Below are 19,621 nucleotides of genomic sequence, written 5' to 3'. Positions count from 1 at the left end.
CCCCCGAAGGAGCACCAGATGAACCGATCCGCCCGCGTGCAGCGGCTGCTCGCCGAGATGACCCCGGCTGAGAAGCTCGGCCAGCTGCAGATCGTGTTCCGCCCGCGGCACGACGATGCCGCGGAGCTCATCCGCGAGGGGCTCGGCTCGATCTTCTGGCCCCGGTCGTCGGCGGCGACCAACGCGCTGCAGCGGGTCGCCGTGGAAGAGACGCGCCTCGGCATCCCCGTGCTGGTCGGGCTCGACGTCATCCACGGGCAGCGCACGATCGCGCCCGTCCCGCTCGCGCAGGCCGCGAGCTTCGATCCTTCGCTCGTCGAGGAGCTCGCCGCGCTCGCGGCCGCCGAAGCGCGCTCGGGCGGTGTCACGTGGACTTTCTCCCCCATGGTCGACGTGTCACACGATCCGCGCTGGGGCCGCGTGGTGGAGGGGTTCGGCGAGGACGTCCACCTCACCTCTGTCATGGGCCGCGCGATGGTGCGCGGCTACCAGGGCGACGCCCTCGCCGGCCCACAGGCGATCGCCGCGACCGCGAAGCACTTCGTCGCCTACGGTCAGCCCGAGGGCGGCCGCGACTACAACACGGTCGACATGTCGGAGCACCGGCTGCGCAACACGTATCTCGAGCCGTTCCGCGCGGTCGTCGACGAAGGCGCGGCCTCGGTGATGGCGTCGTTCAACACCGTCGCCGGTGTGCCGATGCACGCCAACCGGCGGCTGATGACGGGGGTGCTCAAGGACGAGTGGGGGTTCCCCGGCGTCGTCGTCGGCGATGCCGAGGGCGTGCGCAATCTGCTTCCTCACGGCATCGCCGAGGATCTGACGGATGCCGCCTCCCAGGCGTTCCGCGCCGGGCTCGACGTCGAGATGGGCGGCGCCCCTTCGGAGGTCGCCGACGCCCTGCTCTCAGCGATCGACCCCGCGCGCCTCGACGACGCCGTCGCCCGCGTGCTCGCGCTCAAGGAGTCGCTCGGTCTCTTCGACTCCCCGTACGCGAGCGAGGGGGACGAGCTCACCGCCCCGACCGACGCCGGGCGAGCGCTCGTGCGGCGCGCCGCCGCCCGGTCGTCGGTGCTGCTCAAGAACGACGGGACGCTGCCGCTCGGCGCACCCGCGCGCGTGCTGCTGACGGGCCCTTACGCCGACTCGACCGATCACCTCGGCGCATGGACGCAGTCCTTCGGCGCGGATGCAGGGACCATCGCCGGTGAGTTCGCCGCGCGACGACCCGATGTCGATCTGCGGGTCGTCCGCGGCGTCGACTTCCTCGGCGAGGACGCATCCGGCATCGCGGACGTCGTCGCGGCCGCCCGGGCCAGCGACGTCGTCGTGGTGCTCGTCGGTGAGCCCAGCGCGCTGTCGGGCGAGGCCGCCTCCCGCAGCGACCTGCGCCTGCCGGGCCGCCAGGAGCAGCTGATCCGCGAGATCGCCGCCACCGGCGTCCCGTTCGCCGTCGTCCTCGAGACGGGACGCCCGCTGGTCGTCTCGGATTGGATCGACCTCGCGGGAACGGTCGTCGTCGCCTGGCACGGCGGCACCGAGGCCGCGGCCGCGATCGTCGACGTGCTCCTGGGCGACGCCGATCCCGCCGGACGCCTGCCGATGTCCTGGCCGCGGTCGATCGGGCAGATCCCGATCCACTACGCGCACGAGAACACCGGTCGCCCCGCGACGACGGGCGGATCGCTCACCACCGAGACCGCCGACATCGGCCTGCACGGCCCCGCGAACGTGCAGGACAAGTACACCTCGAAGTACCTCGATCTCGAGCTCGGCCCGGAGTTCCCCTTCGGCCACGGCTCGGGCTATGCGACCTTCGCGCACGCTCCGGCGACGCCGTCCGCTTCCTCGATCAGCGGCGCCGAACTCGACGGCGGCGCGACGCTGTCACTGTCGCTCGAGGTCGCCAACACGTCGGCGCGCAGCGGCGACGAGATTGTGCAGGTCTTCGTCGAGGACGTCGTCGCGAGCGTCGCTCCTCCGGTCCGCCGGCTCGTCGCGTTCGAGCGCCGGACCATCGAGCCCGGCCGCACCACGCTGTTCGAGTTCGAGATCGGCCGCGATCAGCTCGGCTTCTGGGCTGTGGATGCTGCGCCCCCGGCGTTCGTCGTGGAGCCCGGCCTCTTCCGCCTGCACATCGGTGCAACGCTCGCCTCGACCCAGGCCGTCGACCTGCGGGTCGTCTGACTCAGCGCAGGGGCCGGTACCGGAAGTCGCGGAACCGCACCGTCCCCGCGCCGGCCGCGTAGAGCGCCGGGCGCAGGCTCAGCAGGTCGCCCATGGTGTTGGCGTGATACCCCGATGTCTCGTAGCGGATCGCGTGACGCACCCACTCCCCGCCGGGCTCGCGGTACCAGCCCGTCACGATGTGCTGGTCGTTGCGGATCCGCAGCTGCAGGCGACGCGCCTCGGGCGCCGGCTCCCGCCAGTGCGTGACGTGGCCGCCCGAGTAGCTCCGCATCCGTTCCCCGTCGATCCCCATGCCGCAGAACAGCCGGTCGTTGAAGAACAGCAGCAGGCCACCTTCGGCCTCGTCGATCTCGACGTCGACCTCGACCTCGTAAGAGTGGTCGCCGACGACGAGCGCGAGCGGCGACGTGTCGCCGGGCCCCGTCCCCTTGCCCGCGAGCACCAGGCCGTCGTCGAGCGTGAGACGCGCGGCCTCGCCGGGCGATGGGGCGTGGAAGGTCCACCGGTCACCGAGACGCAGATCGGCGAAGTCGTCGTCGAACCCGCGGGACGGGGAGGGGACGGATGCCTCGGCCGGGGCATCCAGCTCACCTCCGATGTCATCCAGAGCGGCGACCGGCCAGCCGTCCTCGGTCCACGCGATGGGCTCGAGCAGGATCTGGCGACCGAGCGTGCGATAGCCGTTCTCGTACCCGTGCGAGACCATCCACCAGCTGCCTTCGCCCGTGGAGAGGATCGTCGCGTGTCCGCGCGACCACCATTTCTCGGAGGCGTCCTCCGTGCGGGCGACGGGGTTGTGCGGACTGTTCTGCCACGGCCCGTGGACCGAACGGGACCGCGCGACGATGACCATGTGCCCGGTCGGCGGCCCGCCCGTGCCGCCGACGGCGCTCACGAGGTAGAACCACTCACCGCGCCGGAAGAGCTTGGGCCCTTCGAGGGCATACGCCTCGGTGATCCACTCGTCGGGGTAGCGCCAGCCGTCGTAGACCTGCTCCAGTGCGCCGACCGTCGCAAGGCCGTCGTCTGTGAGGGCGATGCGGCGGATGCCGTTGACGAAGAGGTAACGCCTGCCGTCCTCGCCGACGACATGGCCCGGGTCGATCGCCCACCGGATGCCCAGGTCGATCGGGTCCGACCACGGGCCTTCCATCGAGTCGGCGTGAATGACGAAGATCGCCGGCACGTCGAGTTCCGACCACGGCGCGGGGATGAAGGGGATGTAGATGAAGAAGCGTCCGCCCACCTCCGCGATGTCGACCGCGAAGGTGCTGCCGAGCGGCTCGGCGAGCGCTGAGCCCGCGTAGCTCCAGTTCACGAGGTCCGGCGACCGGTAGAGCAAGAGGCCCGGCGCCGACTCGAACGACGAGTACGTCATCCAGTACTCGTCGCCCACTTTGATGACGGCGGGGTCGGGGCGGTCTCCGCCGAGGACGGGGTTGACGAAGGTGGGCCGGTCAGCCATGGGTCGCACTCCTCGCCACATCGCGCTGCGCCGCGATGATCCTGTCTTCGAGGTCGTCGGTCTCCTCGTCCAGGCCGTGGGCGTCGATGTACTCGACGGTTGCGGCGAGGCCCTGCTCGACCGTCACCGACGGGACGAACTCGGGGATGTCGCGCTGCACCTTCTCCGCGCTGAAGAGCATGTTGTGGGCGAACACGCTCGTCGCGAAGAGGAACCGCTGCCGGTCGACCGCCTCGAGCACCTGCGCGGGCACGCCGACCTGCTCGACCTCGCGCCCCACGACCCGCATCGCGGCGGCGTGGAACTCCTCCCACGTCGTGTGCTGCGGGTGCACGAGGTGGTACGTCTGACCGACGCAGTGCTCCTTGCCCAGCGCCCCGACGAACGCGAGCGCGGCGTCGTCGACGTGGAGGAGGTGGTGCGTCGCACGCCCGTCGCCGACCTTGATGATGGGCTTGCCGGCGCGCATTCGCGACACCCAGGTGCTGTCGATCCCGATCTGACGCAGCGCGCGGCGCGGGCCGTACGTCGTCGAGGGGCGCATGATCGTCACGGGGAACCCCGAACCGTAGTGGGCCTCGAGCAGCACGCGCTCGGCGTCGGCCTTCGCTGCGGCGTAGGGCACGGACGGCCTCGCGGGGTGGTCTTCGGTCACGGGCAGCCAGTCGAACCGCTCGCCGAGCACCGTCACCGTCGAGGTGTGGACGACGTGCCCGACGTCGCGGAAGGCACGGATGCTCGACCGCACATCCGCGGGCGTGAACGCGATCACGTCGATCGCTGCGTCGAACCGGCCCGCCTGGACCGCGGACTCGAACCGCTCCTCGTCGTGACGGTCGACGATGATCGTCTCGACGCCGTCCGGGGCCACGGCAGTCGTGCCGCGATTGACGCAGGTGACGTCGTGCCCCTCGTCGAGGAGCCGCCGCACGATGCTCGTGCTGATGTTGCCGGTGCCGCCGACGACGACGACCCTCATGACCGCGCCTCCGCGGCGAAGCGCAGCGCGAGACGGGCGAAGAAGTCCGCGAACAGCAGCCGGGTGTCGATGGTGTCGAACAGCGTCAGCGACCGGGGCGACGGGTGCGGCCGATAGGTGCCGTCGGCGGCGATCCAGGGAGCGTCCACGACGCGGAACGAGCTCGACTCCGTCGCACCCGTGCTGATCAGCACCGGCGGGCTGTCGCCCATCGGCCAGATCGCCCCGATCTTCGCGAAGTCGGGCGGGTCGTTGAAGCAGCTGTAGAGCCAGTCGCCGAACTCGCCGGCGGCCTGCAGTTCACGCTCCAGCTCCGCGATCGACATCAGGCATTGGCGGTAGACGTGCTGCGGCACCTGCGAGATGCGGATGGCCGACTCGTTGAAGACGAACTGAGCAGCGGCGACGTCGAGCATGAGGTTGTACTCCCATGCGCCGTCCGGATGCGCGCCGCCGCCGATCCAGACGAGCTCGGCCCGGTCCGCGAGGGACGGATCGGCGCGCAGCGCCGAGGCGATGTGGGTCAGCGGGCCGCCGGCCGCGATCACGAGCGGCAGCGGATCGTCCCGCAGCGACTCCTCGAGGATGACGCGGGCGCCGTCGGTGGGCGCGGTGAGCTCGGCGAACGGCACCTGCACGTCGTCCGAGACAGGGGGCGGATCGGCGATGCCCAGGCGACGCATCAGCTCCCGCGCGGCGTCGCGGGCGGGGCTCCCGTCGGGGTACGGCATCCCTTCCATCGCGATCGAGGTGCAGGTCACGCCGACGACCGGCGCAGCCTCGGAGAGGAAGTGGTGGGTGAGTGCGAGCAGTCCGTCGGGATCGCCGGCGAAGTCGTTGTCGACGATCACGCGCGCCCGCGCTGTGACGGGGATGCGCCGGTACTCGCGCCACGAAAACTCGGTCTGACTCATCGCTTCCTCACGAGACTCGGAGCAGGGTGACCCTCGCGGCCCCCACGCGATCCACCGGGACGACCTGGAGACGCTCGTCGCCGTTGAGGACGCGACCGGGGACGACGCGGCCCTCGTCCAGGAGCAGTTCGACGACGGCGTCGACTTCCACCGATCCCTGCGGTGCGGCGAAGTCGAGCTTCACGCCCTGACCGATGACGACGAGCTCGTCGTCATCCACGGCGAAGATCAGCGCGAACGGCCGGTGCTCGCCCGGCGTCGGGACGGGCTCATGCGGGAGCGTCTCGTCGGGGACCGGCAGCGCCTCGTCGGGAAGCTGCACGCCTACGTCGAGCAGGAAGTCGCGGACGATGTCGCTCAGCCCGCGGGCGCTCACGGTGAGGTCTCCGACTGTGGCCTCGGCCGGAGGGGCACCCTGCTCCACCACGACGGCGCCGATCCGCTGGGAGCGCTGAGCCTGGGCGATCTCCATCTCGAAGGCAGTGAGGTACGCGAGCACCGCAGCGACCTGACCCTCGGGGTTGGCCCCATCGAAGCCGAATCCCGACCAGCCGACCGCGCGATAAGTGCCGATGGCCCGCACGAGCTCTCCCGCGCGCAATCTGCTCTCCGGCACGAAGAACGGCTGTGATCCGGTCGCATAGGTCCGCATCGCCGAGTCGGCGTCGTCCACGTAGATGTCGGGGCCGACGAGCGACAGAGAGGGCGCCGCTGCGCGCCACACATCGATCACCCGACTCGAGGGTCCGCCGCTCGGCCACTCCCCCGGCTCGTCCTGCCCGGGCTGCGGGCCCAGCCACGCGTTGGCGTACATCGGGATCTGCTTGACGGCCTGACCGCGCTCGGCGAGATGCTGCACGTACGACGCGATCGACCACGCCATGAAGATCTCGTCGGCGCCCGAGCCGTCGCCGAACACGTCGGCCCAGGTACCCGCCTCACGTCGGCCGGCCTCCGCCCAGAGCGTGCGGAGCTGCGAGCCCTCCTCACCCTCGCGGGCGGCAGCGATCAGCGCGGCCGGCACGTCGCGGCGCCAGGCCTCCTCGGCGAGGTCGCTCCGGTCGCGGCTGTCGCGCAGGATCCCCGACTCGTTCTCGACCTGGACGAGCGCGACGGCATCGGTGCGATCGACCTCGGCGAGGTGAGCGATGAAGGCTTCGAACGCGGTGGCATCGGCATCGCGGAGCGCCTCGCTGAACACCGAGAGCACGGGCGTCGGCATGACACCGGAATAGTGGAAGGCACTCCCCCGGGTCTTCGCGTGCACCACGGCGCGCGGGAAGCGGGTCTGGTCCGCCCGCACCCACCGCGGCGCGTACGTCGACGCCGCGTTCTTGAACGCGCCGAACCACAGCAGCACGAGGTGCAGTCCCCGACTGCGGGCTTCCTCGATCATCGTGTTCACGAGCGTGAAGTCGAACTCGCCCTCGCGCGGCTCGGTCAGCGCCCAGCTGACCGGCGCGAGCACGGTGTTCGCGTGCAGGTCCCGCGCGTGGGCGAACGACTGACGGATGGATGCCGTCGACGAGCTCGACGAGTTGTGCACCTGGCCGCCCAGCAGAAGACGGAGGTCGCCCTCCTTGCGCAGACGCAGGTCTTCCCCGAACGACCAGGCCGAGCGATCACCGGCGCTCACTCCGCCCCGCCGATCCAGTCCGCGATCGCCTCGACCGTCGGCAGGGCCGCCGGGTCGGCGGGCTCGTTGATGTGGCCGTGGTCGGCGCCGGCCTCCAGGCGGAGGGCGACGTCGATCCCCGCAGCATCCAACTGCCGTGCGAAAGCCTCGCCCGACGGACGCAGGCCGTCGAATTCGCACACGAGCACGAACGTCCGCGGGAAGCCGTCGACCGGCCCGAGAGCGGCGAAGGCGTGCGGATCGCCGAGCGCCTCGACGGACCCCGCGAAGTTCAGCGCGAGTGCACCGTGCGGAGAGTCGGGATCGAGGTCCGCCGAGGCCGCCGGGCCGTTCGGGTGCACGACCGGGTAGACGAGCACGAGCCCGGCGGGCACCCGATCGCCGGAATCCCGCAGCCGTGCGACGGCTCCCGCGGTCAGGTTGCCACCCGCGCTGGCCCCACCGAGATAGAGGCTGCCTGTGCCGAACAGCTCCTCCGCGTGCGCGACGGCGTGACGCCAGGCGGCGAGCACGTCGTCCGAGGGCGCGGGGAAGTGCACGTCGCCGAGGCACTTGACGTAGTCGACCGCGAGCACCGGGATGCCGCGCGCCGCGAGTTCGAGCGCGACCCAGTGCGACTCCGGCATGTCGAGGTGGCCGCCGATGAACGCGCCGCCGTGCACCCAGACGAGGGCGCGACCGGATGCCTCGGCCGAGGCATCCGTGTACAGCCGCGCCGACACCGCGCGCGCGTCCCCGTCGATCGCGACCTCGCGCGTCTCGACGTTCGCGAGGCGGGGGAAGCGGCGCTTGAGCGACTCCGTGTCGATGTCGGGGCGCGGGTCGGCCGGCTCGCCCTGCTCACGGAACATCCGGAGCACCTCGGAGAGCGGCAGCGTGCGGAAGTCGACCTCGGTGTCAGACATGTGCCGCCTGCACCGCGCGCATCGAGGCGCGGATGAGGTCGTGCTGCTTGCGGACGAGCAGCAGCGGGTCTACTTCTCCGAGCTCGGCGAAGGCGTGACCCTCCCACTCGCTCGACCAGTAGCCGCGGTACCCGCCCTCGACGAAGACGCGCACGAGCTCCGGGTAGTCGATCGCGGGCTCCTGGCCGTTCTCGTCGATGTCGTAGAACTTCGCGTGGACGTGCTTGATCTGCGGCATGATGTCGGCCCACTCGCGCGGGTCGACGTGGCCGTGCATGTTGAACGCGAGGTGGGCGAACGAGCCGAGGCGGCCCGGGTCGAAGTCGCGGGACTTCAGGTAGCCGATGAACTCCTGCTGCCGCTCCTGCATGGTGGCATCGGTCGCCCAGATGCGCTGCAGCTCGGCGAGCGCGGCGTCATCCAGGCCCGCGCGCTGCACGGCACGCAGAAGCGTCGGCGACATGCTGTGCATCGTCGACGAGAAGTCCGCGACGAACCCGAGCAGCGGCGAGTCCAGCTCGGCGTAGGTGTCGCGCACCTTCAGGATCGGCTCGGCGTTCGGCCCCATCGGCGCGTGGATCTCGTACGCCAGCTGCAGGTCGAGGCGCTCCGCCACCGGTAGCAGCCGGCGCAGCAGCTCGGGCTTCGCGGACTGGATGCGCACCAGCGGGAACCCGAGCTTCTTCGCCCCCTGGAACATGAGCTCGCTGAACTCGAACTCCTCGTCCGGCGTCATGTCGCGGTCGCGCCGGCGGCCCATGTCGAGGTTCGCGCCGAACGAGCTCGCGTCGAAGCCGTGCTTGTCGAACGCAGCGCGCCACTGCGCGACGAACTCGTCCGACACCACCGGATAGGTCGGCAGCACCTGCGACGCGACGATCTCGATGCCCGGGCCGATGCCCAGCTCGGCCACGCGGTCGAGCAGGCCATCGAAGTCGTACCAGCCGGCGCGGAACTCGGCGCTCGCCGAGTACAGCGTGAGGCCGAGCTTGAAGGGGTCGTCCTCCGCGGCGGGCGGCGGAGGCGCGATGTCGGTCGCGGTCGCCAGGGGCGCAGCATCCGTGTCCGTCACTGTCAGCGTGAAGGACTGGCGCACGATGTTCGGCACGTACATGCCGGGTCCACCGTCCTGGCCGGGCATGATCTGCATGTACGGCAGGCGCAGCTCGCCGAAGATCTCGACCTGGTGCTGCTCGCCGATCGCGACGGGCTGGTCGCGACGTGCGACGAGGAGCGGATGCTGCTGCAGGAACCAGAGCGTCTCGCTCTGCTGCGACAGCTCGGCGATGGCGTAGCGCGTGCCGTCGATCTCGAAGGCCAGCTCGTCCGTGGGGATGTCGACGCCGTCGACGGTGAGGCGGAGCGTCGAGACGGACGAGAGCCACAGGCTCCGGTACCAGGGGATGGTGAGCTTCAGCGCGAGGCCGTCCGGGTGCGGGCGGAGGCTGTCTTCGGCGATGAGTCCGTTGGGCATGGTTCTCTCCGTTTTCGGGCGGTTCGTCAGAGGGTGGAGGCGATGGATCGGATGAGGGAGTGCTGCCGGCGCACTTGCTCGATCGAGCGCCAGGGAATGCGGTCACCCTCGTACTCGCTCGAGAGGTAGCCCGTGTAGCCGGCGTCCTTCAGGGCGCGGAGCACCGGCTCCCACGGGATCTGCTGGTCTTCGAGGTTCTCGTCGATGTCGTGGAACTTCGCCTGGATGAAGACGACGTACTTCGCGATGTCGGCGATGTCGGCGGGGTCGACCGCGATGCCGTCGAGGAACGCCGGGCGGCGACCGGGCAGCTCTCCGGGTTTCAGCGGGATGGGCCGGTCCTGGAAGATGCCGGTGTCGAGCAGCAGCCCGAAGTGCTTCGTTCCGGTGCGCTCGATGAGGCCGATGTAGTCGTCGACGACCTCGTGCTTGATGGGGGTCGGCGAGTGGATCTCGGGGCAGATGACGACGTCGAGCTCGGCAGCCAGGTCGAGCGAGCGCTCGACGGACTCCGTCCAGATCGGGTGCGGAATGAGATCGCTCGAGACGACGCCGATCTTCGGGCGCACGAAGCGGAACCCCAGCCGCTTCGCGAGACGGAGGTCCCGCTGCAGCATCGCCGCTCCCTCGGCTGCCGTGAGGTCACGCGCGTTCGCGCCGCTGGAGTGCAGGCGCGTGTCGATCCACGAGCCGTAGTTCGTCGGCTCGAGGGAGTACTTCTCGAGCAGCGCGAACCAGCGATCGATCCACTCGGTCGTGGGCTCGGGGTACCGCTCGATGTGGCCCTCGCCGAGGATCTCGACACCGGTCGCGCCGACGTCGGCCACGGCGGCGAGCGCCGTCTCGAGGTCCATCACCGTGCCGAAGTCGGTCATGAAGCTGTAGAGGCTGACGCCGTACTTGAAGGGGCCGCCGTCCTCCGAGGACGTGAGGGTGATGTGCCGCGAGACCTCGTACGTCGAGGGCTGGTGCTCCTGGGGGATGTACGACATGCGCAGGCGCAGCTGGATCGAGACCTCGTGCGTGCCCTCGGGAAGCCCGCCGGGGTGCGGCACCGTGACGATCGCCGCTTCCTCGAGGGGCCAACGCACGCCCTCCGAGTCCCACAGCTCCTGCAGCGAGTAGGTGCGACCGGCGAAGGTCCACAGCGGCACGTCGGCGGGGACGTCGACGAGGTTCCCGACGCGGACCGCGACGCCGTCGATGAGGGATGCGGCCATGCCGCGGTACGACGGCATGCGGAGGCGGAACTGGAAGCCGGTGGTCTCACCCCCTTCGCGCACATTGCGGAAGCCGACGGACTGGATGAGATCTCTCTCGAGAAGCATCGATGCTCGCTCTCTGGGGTCGGGACCGCGCTGTCGCGGGCCGGGAGTCCTCTCCAGAGTATCAGCGTTACGCCTGATTTAGACATAAGTAAGTGTGATGTGCGCATAATCGAGAGGCCGCCCGCACATCGTTGCGAACGATGCCCCCTCCCCACCACATAGATTGCACGGATACACTGGGCCGAGGCATCCCGAACCCGGAGGAGCACACCGTCGTGTCCGATCAACCGCTGCTCTCCCGGCTCGACCTGAACCTCCTGGTCGCCCTCGACGCGCTGCTCACCGAGCGCAGCGTGACGCGCGCGGCCGAGCGGCTGCATCTGAGCCAGCCCGCGCTGAGCGCCTCGCTCGCGCGGCTGCGCACGCACTTCAACGACCAGATCCTCGCCCGCCGCGGCAACACCTACGAGCTCACCCCGCTCGCCCTGCGCCTCACCGAGCACACGACGACGGCGCTCGAGGCCGCGCGCCGCGTGTTCGAGAGCCAGGCGACATGGAGTCCGAGGGACTCGACCCGCGAATTCTCGATCTACGGCTCCGACTACGGCTTCGCCACCATCGGCAGCGAGGTGTCCCGCCTCGCGGCGGAGGCCGCCCCGGGTGTGCGCTTCCGCTTCATGCTCCACAACCCGGCCATCGTCGACGACGCCATCAACCGGCTGCGCTCGGCCGACGGCATGGTGATCCCGCACGGCTACCTCGTCGACCTCCCGTACGCCGATCTCTGGCGGGACGGCTGGGTGGTCGTGGCCTCCGACTCGAACGAGCAGGTCGGCGAGGAGCTCACGATGGACGTGCTCGGCGCACTGCCGTGGGTCTTCACCTACCAGTCGCGCACGGCGTTCACCTCGGCGGCCCGGCAGCTGCAGCAGCTCGGCATCGAGCCGCACATCGAGGCGGTCGTCGAGAGCTTCCTCGCACTGCCGCACTTCATCGCCGGCACCAACCGCCTCGGCCTGATCCAGGCGGGACTCGCCCACGTCGCCGAGTCCGTCCCGGGGGTGCGCACGCTCGAGGCGCCCTTCGACGCCACGCCCGTCGTCAACGCCCTGTGGTGGCACCCCGTCCACGGCCGCGACCCCGAGCACGCCTGGATGCGCGGCATCTTCGAGCAGGCCGCGGCATCCGTGTCGTATCGCCCGACGTCCGTCGTGAGCCAGCCCGCCTGAGCCCGCGGACGACCCGGCCCGCGCGCCTCAGCCGTTCCGGCATCGGCGCCATCGAACCACGGGATTCGCGCCGAGACCGAGGACTACGTCCCCGGGTTCGGCGGAAACGCCTGGGTTCGCTGCCGGCGACCCGCCAGCACCGCCCCCAGCGCGGTCACCCCGGCCGCGACGAGCACCACCACGGCGGATACCGCCATGTTCACGGTCGGCCCGTAGGCCGCGGCGAGCTGACCGCCGGCCCACGAACCGCCCGCGATCCCGACGTTGAAGAGCACCACGATGGACGCGCTCGCGAGGTCGCGGAGGCGATCGGATGCTGCGCGCATGAGCGCTGTCTGGATCAGCGGGAACATCGCGCCGGTGCCGGCGCCCCACAGCGCCAGGGCGATCACCACGACGAGCGTCGCGTGCGGCAGGAGCGCGAGGGCGGCGAAGGCCACGACGAACACCAGCAGCGTCGCCGTGAGCGCCGTTCGCGGGAAGCGGTCGGCGAGCGCGCCCGCCACCGCGACGCCCGCCATCCCCGCGGCGCCGAACACGAAGAGCAGGGCGCTCGCCCAGCCGTCCGCGATCCCCGCGGACTCCGCGAGGTACGGGCGGATGTAGACGAAGGCCAGGAACTGCGCGAGGCCGATCAGCAGCCCCGCGATCCCGAAGGCGACCAGCGGCGGCAGGGAGCGGTCGTGGCGCAGCGGCTCGCGCTGCGCGGCGGCGACCGGGTCCACCACCGACCGCGGTAGACGGCGGGAGACGACGGCGGCGAGCAGCAGCATCCCTATCCCCATCACGGCGAACGAGACCCGCCAGCTCGTCAGCTGCGCGAGCGCCGTCGCCACCGGGAGGCCGAGCACCGTCGCGGCCGTGCCGCCGCCGGTGACCAGAGCGAGTCCCCGGCCCAGCTGCGCACCCGACAGCAGCGACGACGCGTACACGATGACGATCGCCCAGAACACGCCGTGGGCGACCGCAGCGACCGCACGCGTGGCGAACGCGAACTCGTACGTCGGCGCGAAGGCGGTGGCGACGTTCGCGATCGCGAACACGGCGAGGGACACGGCCACCACGATCCGGCGGTCGATCCGTCGTGTCGCCCGCGTGAGCGGGATGCTCGTGGCGATCACGACGATCGCCCAGACCGACACCAGCAGCCCGATCCGCAGCGGGTCGACGCCGAGGTCGCGGGCCATCTCCGGCATGAGCCCGGCCGGCAGCGATTCGGCGGTGACGGTGACGAACACGCCCAGCGACAACAGCAGAAGGGCGCCGATCGGGAATCGGGAGACGGAGGCTTCGGGGAGGGCGACGGATGCCGTGGACGAGGTCATGCAGCGAGGCTAAACTTTGACACCAATGTCAATGTCAAGCTTTCGCGCGACACGAACCGACACGGAGGGATCCGGCAGTATGAAGATCGGCGAACTGTCGCAGCGCACCGGCATCCCCGCCCGCATGCTGCGGTACTACGAGGAGCAGGGGCTGCTGGCGTCGGAGCGCTCGGCCAACGGCTACCGCGCGTACGACGAAGCCGACGTCGACCGGGCCACCCGTGCCCGCGGACTCGTGCAGGCAGGGCTCTCGACGCGCCTGGCCAAGGTCGTGCTCGACGTCGAGCGGCAGTGCGCGATGGAGCAGCCGACCTGCTCGCGCGAGCTCGCCGAGATGCTCGCGAGCGAGCTGACGGCTCTCGACGACCGCCTCGCCTGCCTCACCCGCAGCCGCGATGCCGTCGCCCGCTACCTCGACCTCACCCGCAACGGCGACCTCGTCCGCGGCCCAGGCGCCGCCTGAGCCGCGTGCTCGGCCCCGACCTTCTCGAAACAGGGCATTCCCGCCGAACCCGAGGGCCATGTCCCCGTGTTCGGCCGAAACGCCTTGGCTCGGCGACGCCGCCTCAGCTACGGCTCGAGCGTGAGGGACGCGGCGATCGGCACGATCTCCTCGCGCAGCGCCATGATCTCGCGCACGTGCTCCTGAAGGCGCTCGTCCTCCGAGAGCTCGGGCGTCCACTGCGGCACCGGCTGCGCGACGCCGTCGGCGCCGGGCACGACGAACACGCTCAGGCACTGCGTGGTGAGCGTGCGGTCCTCGGGCGTGCGCGGGTCGGCGGTCCACACCCGCGTGCTCACGTGCATGCTGTGCCGGCTCGTGTAGACGATGCGCGCGTCGACGTCGACGAGGTGCCCGATCACGACCGGCGCGAGGAAGTGGATGCCGCCGGAGTAGACGCCGATCGCCGCACTCGCGTCCTCGCCGTCCTTCGCCCACGCCGCGGCCACGGCGTAGCCGGCTTCGTCGATCCAGCGCATGACCGTGCCGCCGTGCGCCTTGCCGCCGAAGTTCACCACGCCGGGCGGCGCGAGGAACTTCAGCGTCGTGCGCGGGGCGGTCGAGGCATCCGTGTAGTCCTCCTCGAGCATGAGGCGCTTGATCTCGGCGCGCGATTCGATTCTCTCCAGCGCCCCTTCGGCGAGCTTGTGGTCGGAGCGGCTCACCGGCTTCCACGCCGGAACCTCGGTGGGCCGCCCGTCGGCGCCCTTCGCGACGAAGACGAGGATGCACGTCGTCGCCGGCGTGTACAGGCGCTCGTTCACGTCGGTCGACGAGACGGTGACGACCACGTGCATGCTCGTGCGCCCGGTGTAGACGATGCGGGCCTGCACCTCGATGAGGCTCCCCGGCGCGATGGGCCGCCGATGGCGGACGTTCCCGACATACGCGGTGACGCAGTAGGCACCCGCCCAGCCGACGGCGCAGGCGTAGCCGGCCTTGTCGATCCACTCCATGACGCTGCCCGCCGCGACCGAGCGGCCTCCCGCAGCGGTGTCGGCGGGGACCGCCATGAACCGCATCGTGATGCGGTCGTCACGGGCCGCTGCCCGGGCCCCGGAGGCGGTGCTCATGCCGTCAGGGTACGGGCCGCGGCATCCGTCTGTCCCGTGCATGTCGCGCGGGCCGACCTCAAGAAGCGGCATTCCTTCGCACAGGGCAGAATCGAACAATGGCCGCCTCCCCGCACCTGAATCCCGACCACGCCTGCCTCATCGTCCACGGCAGCGACCAGCCGGGAATCGTGGCGGCCGTCTCGGCCATGATCACGCGCATCGGCGGCAACATCGTCGCGTTCGACCAGTACTCCGACAACCCCGAGGGCGGCGCGTACTTCCAGCGCGTCGTGTTCCACCGGCCGGGCTTCGCGGCCGACCGTCCGCACATCGAGGCCGAGATCGCCCAGACCCTCGCCGGCTTCGACCTGGAGTGGTCGCTCACCGACCAGTCCGTGCCGAAGCGCATGGCGATCCTGTCGTCGAAACAGGACCATTGCCTCCTCGACCTGCTGTGGCGGCACCGCCGCGGCGATCTGCCGGTGACCGTGCCGATGGTGATCTCGAACCACACCGCCTCCGCCGAGGACGTGCGCTCGTTCGGCGTGCCGTTCTTCCACGTACCGGGCGTCGCCGGTCCCGACAAGTCCGCATCCGAGGCGAAGATCCTCGAGCTGCTGCGCGGGAACGTGGATTTCGTCGTGCTGGCCCGCTACATGCAGATCCTGTCGGGCGACTTCCTCAAGGAGCTCGGGGTACCGGTCATCAACATCCACCACTCGTTCCTGCCCGCCTTCATCGGCGCCGAGCCGTACAAGAAGGCCAAGGAGCGCGGCGTCAAGCTCATCGGCGCCACCTCGCACTACGTCACGGACGACCTCGACGAGGGCCCGATCATCGAGCAGGACACCGTCCGGGTGACCCACGCGGATTCCGCCGCAGAGCTCGCGCGTCGCGGCGCCGACGTCGAGCGTCAGGTGCTCTCCCGCGCCGTGCTCTGGCACGCCGAGGACCGCGTCATCCGCCACGGCAACCACACGATCGTCTTCTGACGCGGATGCCGCGGGCCGCGGCATCCGCCCCCGTCAGACGAGTCGCAGCTCGGCGTCGATCGCGGCGGCGGTCTGCGTGAGCGCGGGCAGGTGCCGCTCGAGGACGTGCTCCACGCTGTCGCGGGTGGCACTGGTCGAGACGTTGACCGCGGCCACGACGTCGCCGCGGCGATCGTGCAGCGGCACGGCCACCGAGCGCAGGCCCGGCTCGAGCTCGCCGTCGACGAGGGACCAACCCTGTGCGCGCACGCGGTCGAGCTCGGCGCGGAGCTCTGCCGCGTCGGTCACGGTGCGCTCGGTGAGGGACGGGAGGACGGATGCTGCGAGCAGCTCATCGCGCGCGGCATCCGGCAGTCCCGCCAGCAGCACGCGCCCCATCGACGTCGCGAACGCGGGGAACCGGGTGCCGATCGTGATGCGCACGCTCATGATGCGCCGCGTCGGGACGCGCGCGATGTAGACGATGTCGCCGCCGTCGAGCACGGCGGCCGACACGCTCTCGTCGACCTCTCGCGACAGCCGCTCGAGGTGCGGCTGCACGATCTCGGGGATCGACAGGGCGGAGAGGTAGCTGAACCCGAGCTCGAGCACACGCGGGGTGAGCGCGAACGTCCGGCCGACGCCCGATCCCGCAGAACCACGGACGTAGCCCAGTTCCTCGAGGGTGCGCAGGAACCGTCCCGCGGCCGCGCGCGTGATGTCCGCCCGGCGCGCCACCTCGCTCAGCGTCAGCTCGGGGTGCTCCGCGTCGAAGGCCCGGATGACCGCGAGCCCGCGCACGAGGGACTGGATGGTGTCGTTGGTGCGGGCCGCGTCGTCGGTCACCGGCTCACCCTATCCGCCGCGCCGCCGCCGCTCCGCCGGGGTGTGGCGCAACCGCTGCAGTTCCCTGCACCTGCTGCGTCGCGCGACGCAGCAGGTGCCGGAATCTGCAGCTGTCGTGCCACGCGGAAGCTCCGGTTCAGCGCTCGAGCACGACGGCGAGGCCCTGCCCCACGCCGATGCAGATCGCCGCGACCGCGACCCCGCCGCCGCGGCGGGCGAGCTCGTGCGCGGCGTGGCCGATGATGCGGCCGCCCGAGGCGCCGAGGGGGTGGCCGATCGCGAGGGCGCCGCCGTGGATGTTGAGCTTGTCGGGGTCGAGGTCGGGCCAGCCCGCCAGGCACGCGAGCGACTGCGATGCGAACGCCTCGTTGAGCTCGACGACGTCCACCTCGGCCCACGTGCGGCCGGCGCGCGCGAGCGCCTTGTTCGCGGCCTCGATCGGCGCGATCGGGAACTGGTCGGGGTCGACGCCGTGGGCGGCGCGGCCGGTGATGCGGGCCAGTGGCTCCGTGGGCAGCACGCCCTCGCGGCCGAGCAGCACCGCGGAGGCGCCGTCGTTGATCGGCGACGAGTTGCCGGCCGTGACGCTGCCCTCGCCGTCCGCGGCGAACAGCGCCTTGAGGCCGGCGAGCTTCTCCACCGACGTATCGTCGCGGATGCCCTCGTCGCGGGCGAGCTCGGCGCCCGGCACCTGCACGGTCTCGGCGTCGTAGACGCCCGCGGCCCACGCCTCGGCGGCGAGCCGGTGCGACCGCACGGCGAACTCGTCCTGCTGCTCGCGCGTGATCCCCCACTCGCGGGCGATCAGCTCGGCCGACTCGCCGTTCGAGATGGTCCAGTGCTTCGGCAGCTTCGGGTTGGTCATGCGCCACCCGATCGCCGTGTTCCACAGGGTCTGGTTGCCGACGCTGGGCCACGGCCGCGGGGACTTCTCGACGACGTACGGGGCACGGCTCATCGACTCGACGCCGCCGGCGAGCACCACGTCGACGTCGCCCGCCTCGATCGCGCGCGACCCCTGGATGACCGCCTCGACCGACGACGCGCACAGCCGGTTCACCGTCACGCCGGTCACCGTCGTCGGGAACCCGGCGAGCAGCGCGCCCATGCGTGCGACGTTGCGGTTGTCTTCCCCGGCCTGGTTCGCGTCGCCGAAGATCACGTCGTCGATGCGCGCAGGGTCGAGGCCGGTGCGCTCGATGGTCGCCTTCATGACGACCGCGGCAAGGTCGTCGGGGCGCACGCCCGACAGCGCGCCGCCGGCGCGGCCGAACGGCGTGCGGACGGCGTCGTACACGTAGGTGGTCATGTCATTCACCTTCCGGGATGCTGTGGGTCGAGGCATCCACAAGTTTCAAGCCTGTGAGCTCGGCGAGGAGCTCGACGGTGTTGTTCCCGAAGGCCTCGCGCACCGCGAAGCCGTCGGGCGTGACGTCGAAGACGGCGTGGTCGGTGTAGACGCGGGTGACGCAGCCGACGCCGGTGAGCGGGTAGGTGCACGCGTCGACGAGCTTCGACTCACCGGTCTTGGTGAGGAGGTCGGTCATGACGTAGACGTTCTTCGCGCCGATGGCGAGGTCCATGGCGCCGCCGACGGCGGGGATCGCACCGGGCGCACCCGTGGACCAGTTCGCCAGGTCGCCGCCCTGCGACACCTGGAACGCGCCGAGCACGCACACGTCGAGGTGTCCGCCGCGCATCATGCCGAACGAGTCGGCGTGGTGGAAGTACGCGGCTCCGGCCAGCGCCGTGACGGGCTGCTTGCCGGCGTTGATGAGGTCGGGGTCGATCTCGCCGGCGGCCGGCGACGGTCCCATGCCGAGCATGCCGTTCTCGGTGTGCAGGATGATCTCCTGGTCCTGCGGCAGATAGTCGGCGACCAGGGTCGGCGCACCGATGCCGAGGTTGACGTACGACCCCTCGGGGATGTCCTGTGCGATGCGCGCCGCGAGCTTCTCGCGGGAGATGCGCGTCGCCGTCGTTGCGGTCTCGGTCACTGGTCGATCCCCTCTCCGGTCGCTGAGCCTGTCGAAGCGCCGGCGAGCAGGCGCCCTTCGATGTCCACTCCGCCGACGAACGCGCCGGCGTCGAGCCACCCGCGCTCGCCCACGGCGACGACGCGGTCGACGAAGATGCCGGGGGTCACGACCGTCTCGGGGTCGATCGAGCCGAGGGGCACGAGCTCGTCGACCTGCACGATCGTGGTGGTCGCGGCGGCGGCCATGATCGGCCCGAAGTTGCGCGCGGTCTCGCGGTACACGAGGTTGCCCCATCGGTCGGCGCGGTAGGCACTCACGAGGGCGTAGTCGGCCTTGATCGGGTACTCGAGCGCGTAGGAGCGGCCGTCGATCTCGCGGATCTCCTTGCCCTCGGCGAGCTGCGTACCCACGCCGGTCGGCGAGTAGAACGCGCCGATGCCCGCACCTGCCGCGCGGATGCGCTCGGCGAGGTTGCCCTGCGGCACGAGCTCGAGCTCGATCTCGCCGGCGCGATAGAGCCCGTCGAACACCCAGGAATCGTGCTGACGCGGGAAGGAGCACAGGATCTTGCGCACTCGCTTCTTCGCGAGCAGCGCGGCGAGCCCGACGTCGCCGTTGCCGGCGTTGTTGTTGATGATCGTCAGGTCGTTCGCACCCTGCGCGATGAGCGCGTCGATGAGCTCGACGGGCTGCCCGGCACGCCCGAAGCCGCCGATCATGATGGTCGCCCCGTCACGGATGCCGGCCACGGCCTCCTCGACGGAGCCCACGGTCTTGTCGATCACGAACCGCCTCCTTGCTTGTTCGCTGTGCGAACATGTGTACGCTCTGCGACCCAGTGTACGCGCGACAAGGTCATTTCGGAAGCCCCGAGCCGCAGCAT

General features: G+C 70.8%; 17 protein-coding genes. 4 read left to right on the top strand and 13 right to left on the bottom strand.

Annotated elements, in window-relative coordinates:
• Positions 1-18: 18 nt before the first annotated feature.
• Positions 19-2,187 carry a glycoside hydrolase family 3 N-terminal domain-containing protein gene (locus tag ACFC1K_RS03810; protein ID WP_375870504.1) on the top strand — a complete coding sequence of 723 codons (2,169 nt, stop codon included), beginning with the start codon at positions 19-21 and terminating at the stop codon, positions 2,185-2,187.
• Between the two features lies 1 nt (position 2,188).
• On the opposite strand, the gene ACFC1K_RS03805 is transcribed toward ACFC1K_RS03810, so the two are convergent.
• Genes ACFC1K_RS03805 through ACFC1K_RS03775 form a run of 7 tightly spaced genes read right to left on the bottom strand, consistent with a single transcriptional unit; the run spans position 2,189 to position 10,891 of the window.
• A complete protein-coding gene (locus ACFC1K_RS03805; protein WP_375870503.1) occupies positions 2,189-3,655 on the bottom strand; it encodes a family 43 glycosylhydrolase in 1,467 nt (488 codons plus the stop codon).
• Positions 3,648-4,634 carry an NAD-dependent epimerase/dehydratase family protein gene (locus tag ACFC1K_RS03800; RefSeq protein ID WP_375870502.1) on the bottom strand — a complete coding sequence of 329 codons (987 nt, stop codon included), beginning with the start codon at positions 4,632-4,634 and terminating at the stop codon, positions 3,648-3,650. Before ACFC1K_RS03800 ends, ACFC1K_RS03805 begins: the two co-directional genes overlap by 8 nt.
• Positions 4,631-5,548, bottom strand: coding sequence for a nucleoside hydrolase (locus ACFC1K_RS03795; protein WP_375870501.1), 918 nt, complete (start codon positions 5,546-5,548; stop codon positions 4,631-4,633). Before ACFC1K_RS03795 ends, ACFC1K_RS03800 begins: the two co-directional genes overlap by 4 nt.
• A gap of 7 nt (positions 5,549-5,555) precedes the next feature.
• Positions 5,556-7,184 carry a DUF5597 domain-containing protein gene (locus ACFC1K_RS03790; RefSeq protein WP_375870500.1) on the bottom strand — a complete coding sequence of 543 codons (1,629 nt, stop codon included), beginning with the start codon at positions 7,182-7,184 and terminating at the stop codon, positions 5,556-5,558.
• A complete protein-coding gene (locus ACFC1K_RS03785) occupies positions 7,181-8,089 on the bottom strand; it encodes an alpha/beta hydrolase (protein WP_375870499.1) in 909 nt (302 codons plus the stop codon). The genes ACFC1K_RS03790 and ACFC1K_RS03785 overlap by 4 nt, the downstream gene beginning before the upstream one ends.
• Positions 8,082-9,563, bottom strand: coding sequence for a DUF6379 domain-containing protein (locus tag ACFC1K_RS03780; RefSeq protein WP_375870498.1), 1,482 nt, complete (start codon positions 9,561-9,563; stop codon positions 8,082-8,084). The genes ACFC1K_RS03785 and ACFC1K_RS03780 overlap by 8 nt, the downstream gene beginning before the upstream one ends.
• 26 nt (positions 9,564-9,589) lie before the next feature.
• On the bottom strand, positions 9,590-10,891 hold the full coding sequence (locus ACFC1K_RS03775; RefSeq protein WP_109210307.1) for a DUF6379 domain-containing protein: 1,302 nt from the start codon (positions 10,889-10,891) through the stop codon (positions 9,590-9,592).
• Between the two features lie 215 nt (positions 10,892-11,106).
• Between ACFC1K_RS03775 and ACFC1K_RS03770 the strand changes: the two genes are divergently transcribed.
• Positions 11,107-12,060, top strand: a complete 954-nt coding sequence (locus tag ACFC1K_RS03770) for a LysR family transcriptional regulator (RefSeq protein ID WP_375870497.1) — start codon at positions 11,107-11,109, stop codon at positions 12,058-12,060.
• An 83-nt stretch (positions 12,061-12,143) separates the two neighbouring features.
• Here the strand turns inward: ACFC1K_RS03770 and ACFC1K_RS03765 are convergent, their stop codons facing one another.
• Positions 12,144-13,385, bottom strand: coding sequence for an MFS transporter (locus ACFC1K_RS03765; RefSeq protein ID WP_375870496.1), 1,242 nt, complete (start codon positions 13,383-13,385; stop codon positions 12,144-12,146).
• Positions 13,386-13,464: 79 nt separating this feature from the next.
• Between ACFC1K_RS03765 and ACFC1K_RS03760 the strand changes: the two genes are divergently transcribed.
• Entirely contained in the window at positions 13,465-13,848 is a 384-nt protein-coding gene (locus ACFC1K_RS03760) for a MerR family transcriptional regulator (RefSeq protein ID WP_375870495.1), read from the top strand.
• 107 nt (positions 13,849-13,955) lie between these two features.
• Here the strand turns inward: ACFC1K_RS03760 and ACFC1K_RS03755 are convergent, their stop codons facing one another.
• Positions 13,956-14,960 carry an acyl-CoA thioesterase gene (locus tag ACFC1K_RS03755; protein WP_375870494.1) on the bottom strand — a complete coding sequence of 335 codons (1,005 nt, stop codon included), beginning with the start codon at positions 14,958-14,960 and terminating at the stop codon, positions 13,956-13,958.
• Between the two features lie 98 nt (positions 14,961-15,058).
• Here ACFC1K_RS03755 and purU point away from each other — a divergent pair, with 98 nt between their 5' ends.
• A complete protein-coding gene (gene purU / locus ACFC1K_RS03750) occupies positions 15,059-15,934 on the top strand; it encodes a formyltetrahydrofolate deformylase (protein WP_375870493.1) in 876 nt (291 codons plus the stop codon).
• A 33-nt stretch (positions 15,935-15,967) separates the two neighbouring features.
• On the opposite strand, the gene ACFC1K_RS03745 is transcribed toward purU, so the two are convergent.
• The 4 genes from ACFC1K_RS03745 to ACFC1K_RS03730 form a co-directional block, all read right to left on the bottom strand.
• The gene (locus ACFC1K_RS03745; RefSeq protein ID WP_375870492.1) at positions 15,968-16,759 is read right to left on the bottom strand and encodes an IclR family transcriptional regulator C-terminal domain-containing protein; all 792 of its coding nucleotides are present in this window, start codon (positions 16,757-16,759) and stop codon (positions 15,968-15,970) included.
• 136 nt (positions 16,760-16,895) lie between these two features.
• Positions 16,896-18,068, bottom strand: coding sequence for a thiolase family protein (locus ACFC1K_RS03740; RefSeq protein WP_375870491.1), 1,173 nt, complete (start codon positions 18,066-18,068; stop codon positions 16,896-16,898).
• A 1-nt stretch (position 18,069) separates the two neighbouring features.
• On the bottom strand, positions 18,070-18,756 hold the full coding sequence (locus ACFC1K_RS03735; RefSeq protein ID WP_375870490.1) for a 3-oxoacid CoA-transferase subunit B: 687 nt from the start codon (positions 18,754-18,756) through the stop codon (positions 18,070-18,072).
• Complete coding sequence (locus ACFC1K_RS03730; RefSeq protein WP_375870489.1) at positions 18,753-19,523, bottom strand: 3-oxoacid CoA-transferase subunit A; 771 nt, start codon at positions 19,521-19,523, stop codon at positions 18,753-18,755. The genes ACFC1K_RS03735 and ACFC1K_RS03730 overlap by 4 nt, the downstream gene beginning before the upstream one ends.
• Positions 19,524-19,621: the final 98 nt, after the last annotated feature.

It is taken from the genome of Microbacterium sp. NPDC056057 (genome assembly GCF_042266945.1).
Lineage (GTDB): Bacteria > Actinomycetota > Actinomycetes > Actinomycetales > Microbacteriaceae > Microbacterium > Microbacterium trichothecenolyticum_C.
The sequence above is the reverse complement of the archived record's forward strand: the minus strand, read 5'-3'. Positions and strand labels throughout refer to the sequence as shown.

What these genes read in the sequence shown, in the direction of transcription:
- ACFC1K_RS03810 (WP_375870504.1), top strand. Translation starts at nt 19, where the DNA reads ATGAACCGATCCGCCCGCGTGCAGCGGCTGCTCGCCGAGATGACCCCG.
- ACFC1K_RS03805 (WP_375870503.1), bottom strand. Translation starts at nt 3,655, where the DNA reads ATGGCTGACCGGCCCACCTTCGTCAACCCCGTCCTCGGCGGAGACCGC.
- ACFC1K_RS03800 (WP_375870502.1), bottom strand. Translation starts at nt 4,634, where the DNA reads ATGAGGGTCGTCGTCGTCGGCGGCACCGGCAACATCAGCACGAGCATC.
- ACFC1K_RS03795 (WP_375870501.1), bottom strand. Translation starts at nt 5,548, where the DNA reads ATGAGTCAGACCGAGTTTTCGTGGCGCGAGTACCGGCGCATCCCCGTC.
- ACFC1K_RS03785 (WP_375870499.1), bottom strand. Translation starts at nt 8,089, where the DNA reads ATGTCTGACACCGAGGTCGACTTCCGCACGCTGCCGCTCTCCGAGGTG.
- ACFC1K_RS03780 (WP_375870498.1), bottom strand. Translation starts at nt 9,563, where the DNA reads ATGCCCAACGGACTCATCGCCGAAGACAGCCTCCGCCCGCACCCGGAC.
- ACFC1K_RS03775 (WP_109210307.1), bottom strand. Translation starts at nt 10,891, where the DNA reads ATGCTTCTCGAGAGAGATCTCATCCAGTCCGTCGGCTTCCGCAATGTG.
- ACFC1K_RS03765 (WP_375870496.1), bottom strand. Translation starts at nt 13,385, where the DNA reads ATGACCTCGTCCACGGCATCCGTCGCCCTCCCCGAAGCCTCCGTCTCC.
- ACFC1K_RS03760 (WP_375870495.1), top strand. Translation starts at nt 13,465, where the DNA reads ATGAAGATCGGCGAACTGTCGCAGCGCACCGGCATCCCCGCCCGCATG.
- ACFC1K_RS03755 (WP_375870494.1), bottom strand. Translation starts at nt 14,960, where the DNA reads ATGAGCACCGCCTCCGGGGCCCGGGCAGCGGCCCGTGACGACCGCATC.
- purU (WP_375870493.1), top strand. Translation starts at nt 15,059, where the DNA reads ATGGCCGCCTCCCCGCACCTGAATCCCGACCACGCCTGCCTCATCGTC.
- ACFC1K_RS03740 (WP_375870491.1), bottom strand. Translation starts at nt 18,068, where the DNA reads ATGACCACCTACGTGTACGACGCCGTCCGCACGCCGTTCGGCCGCGCC.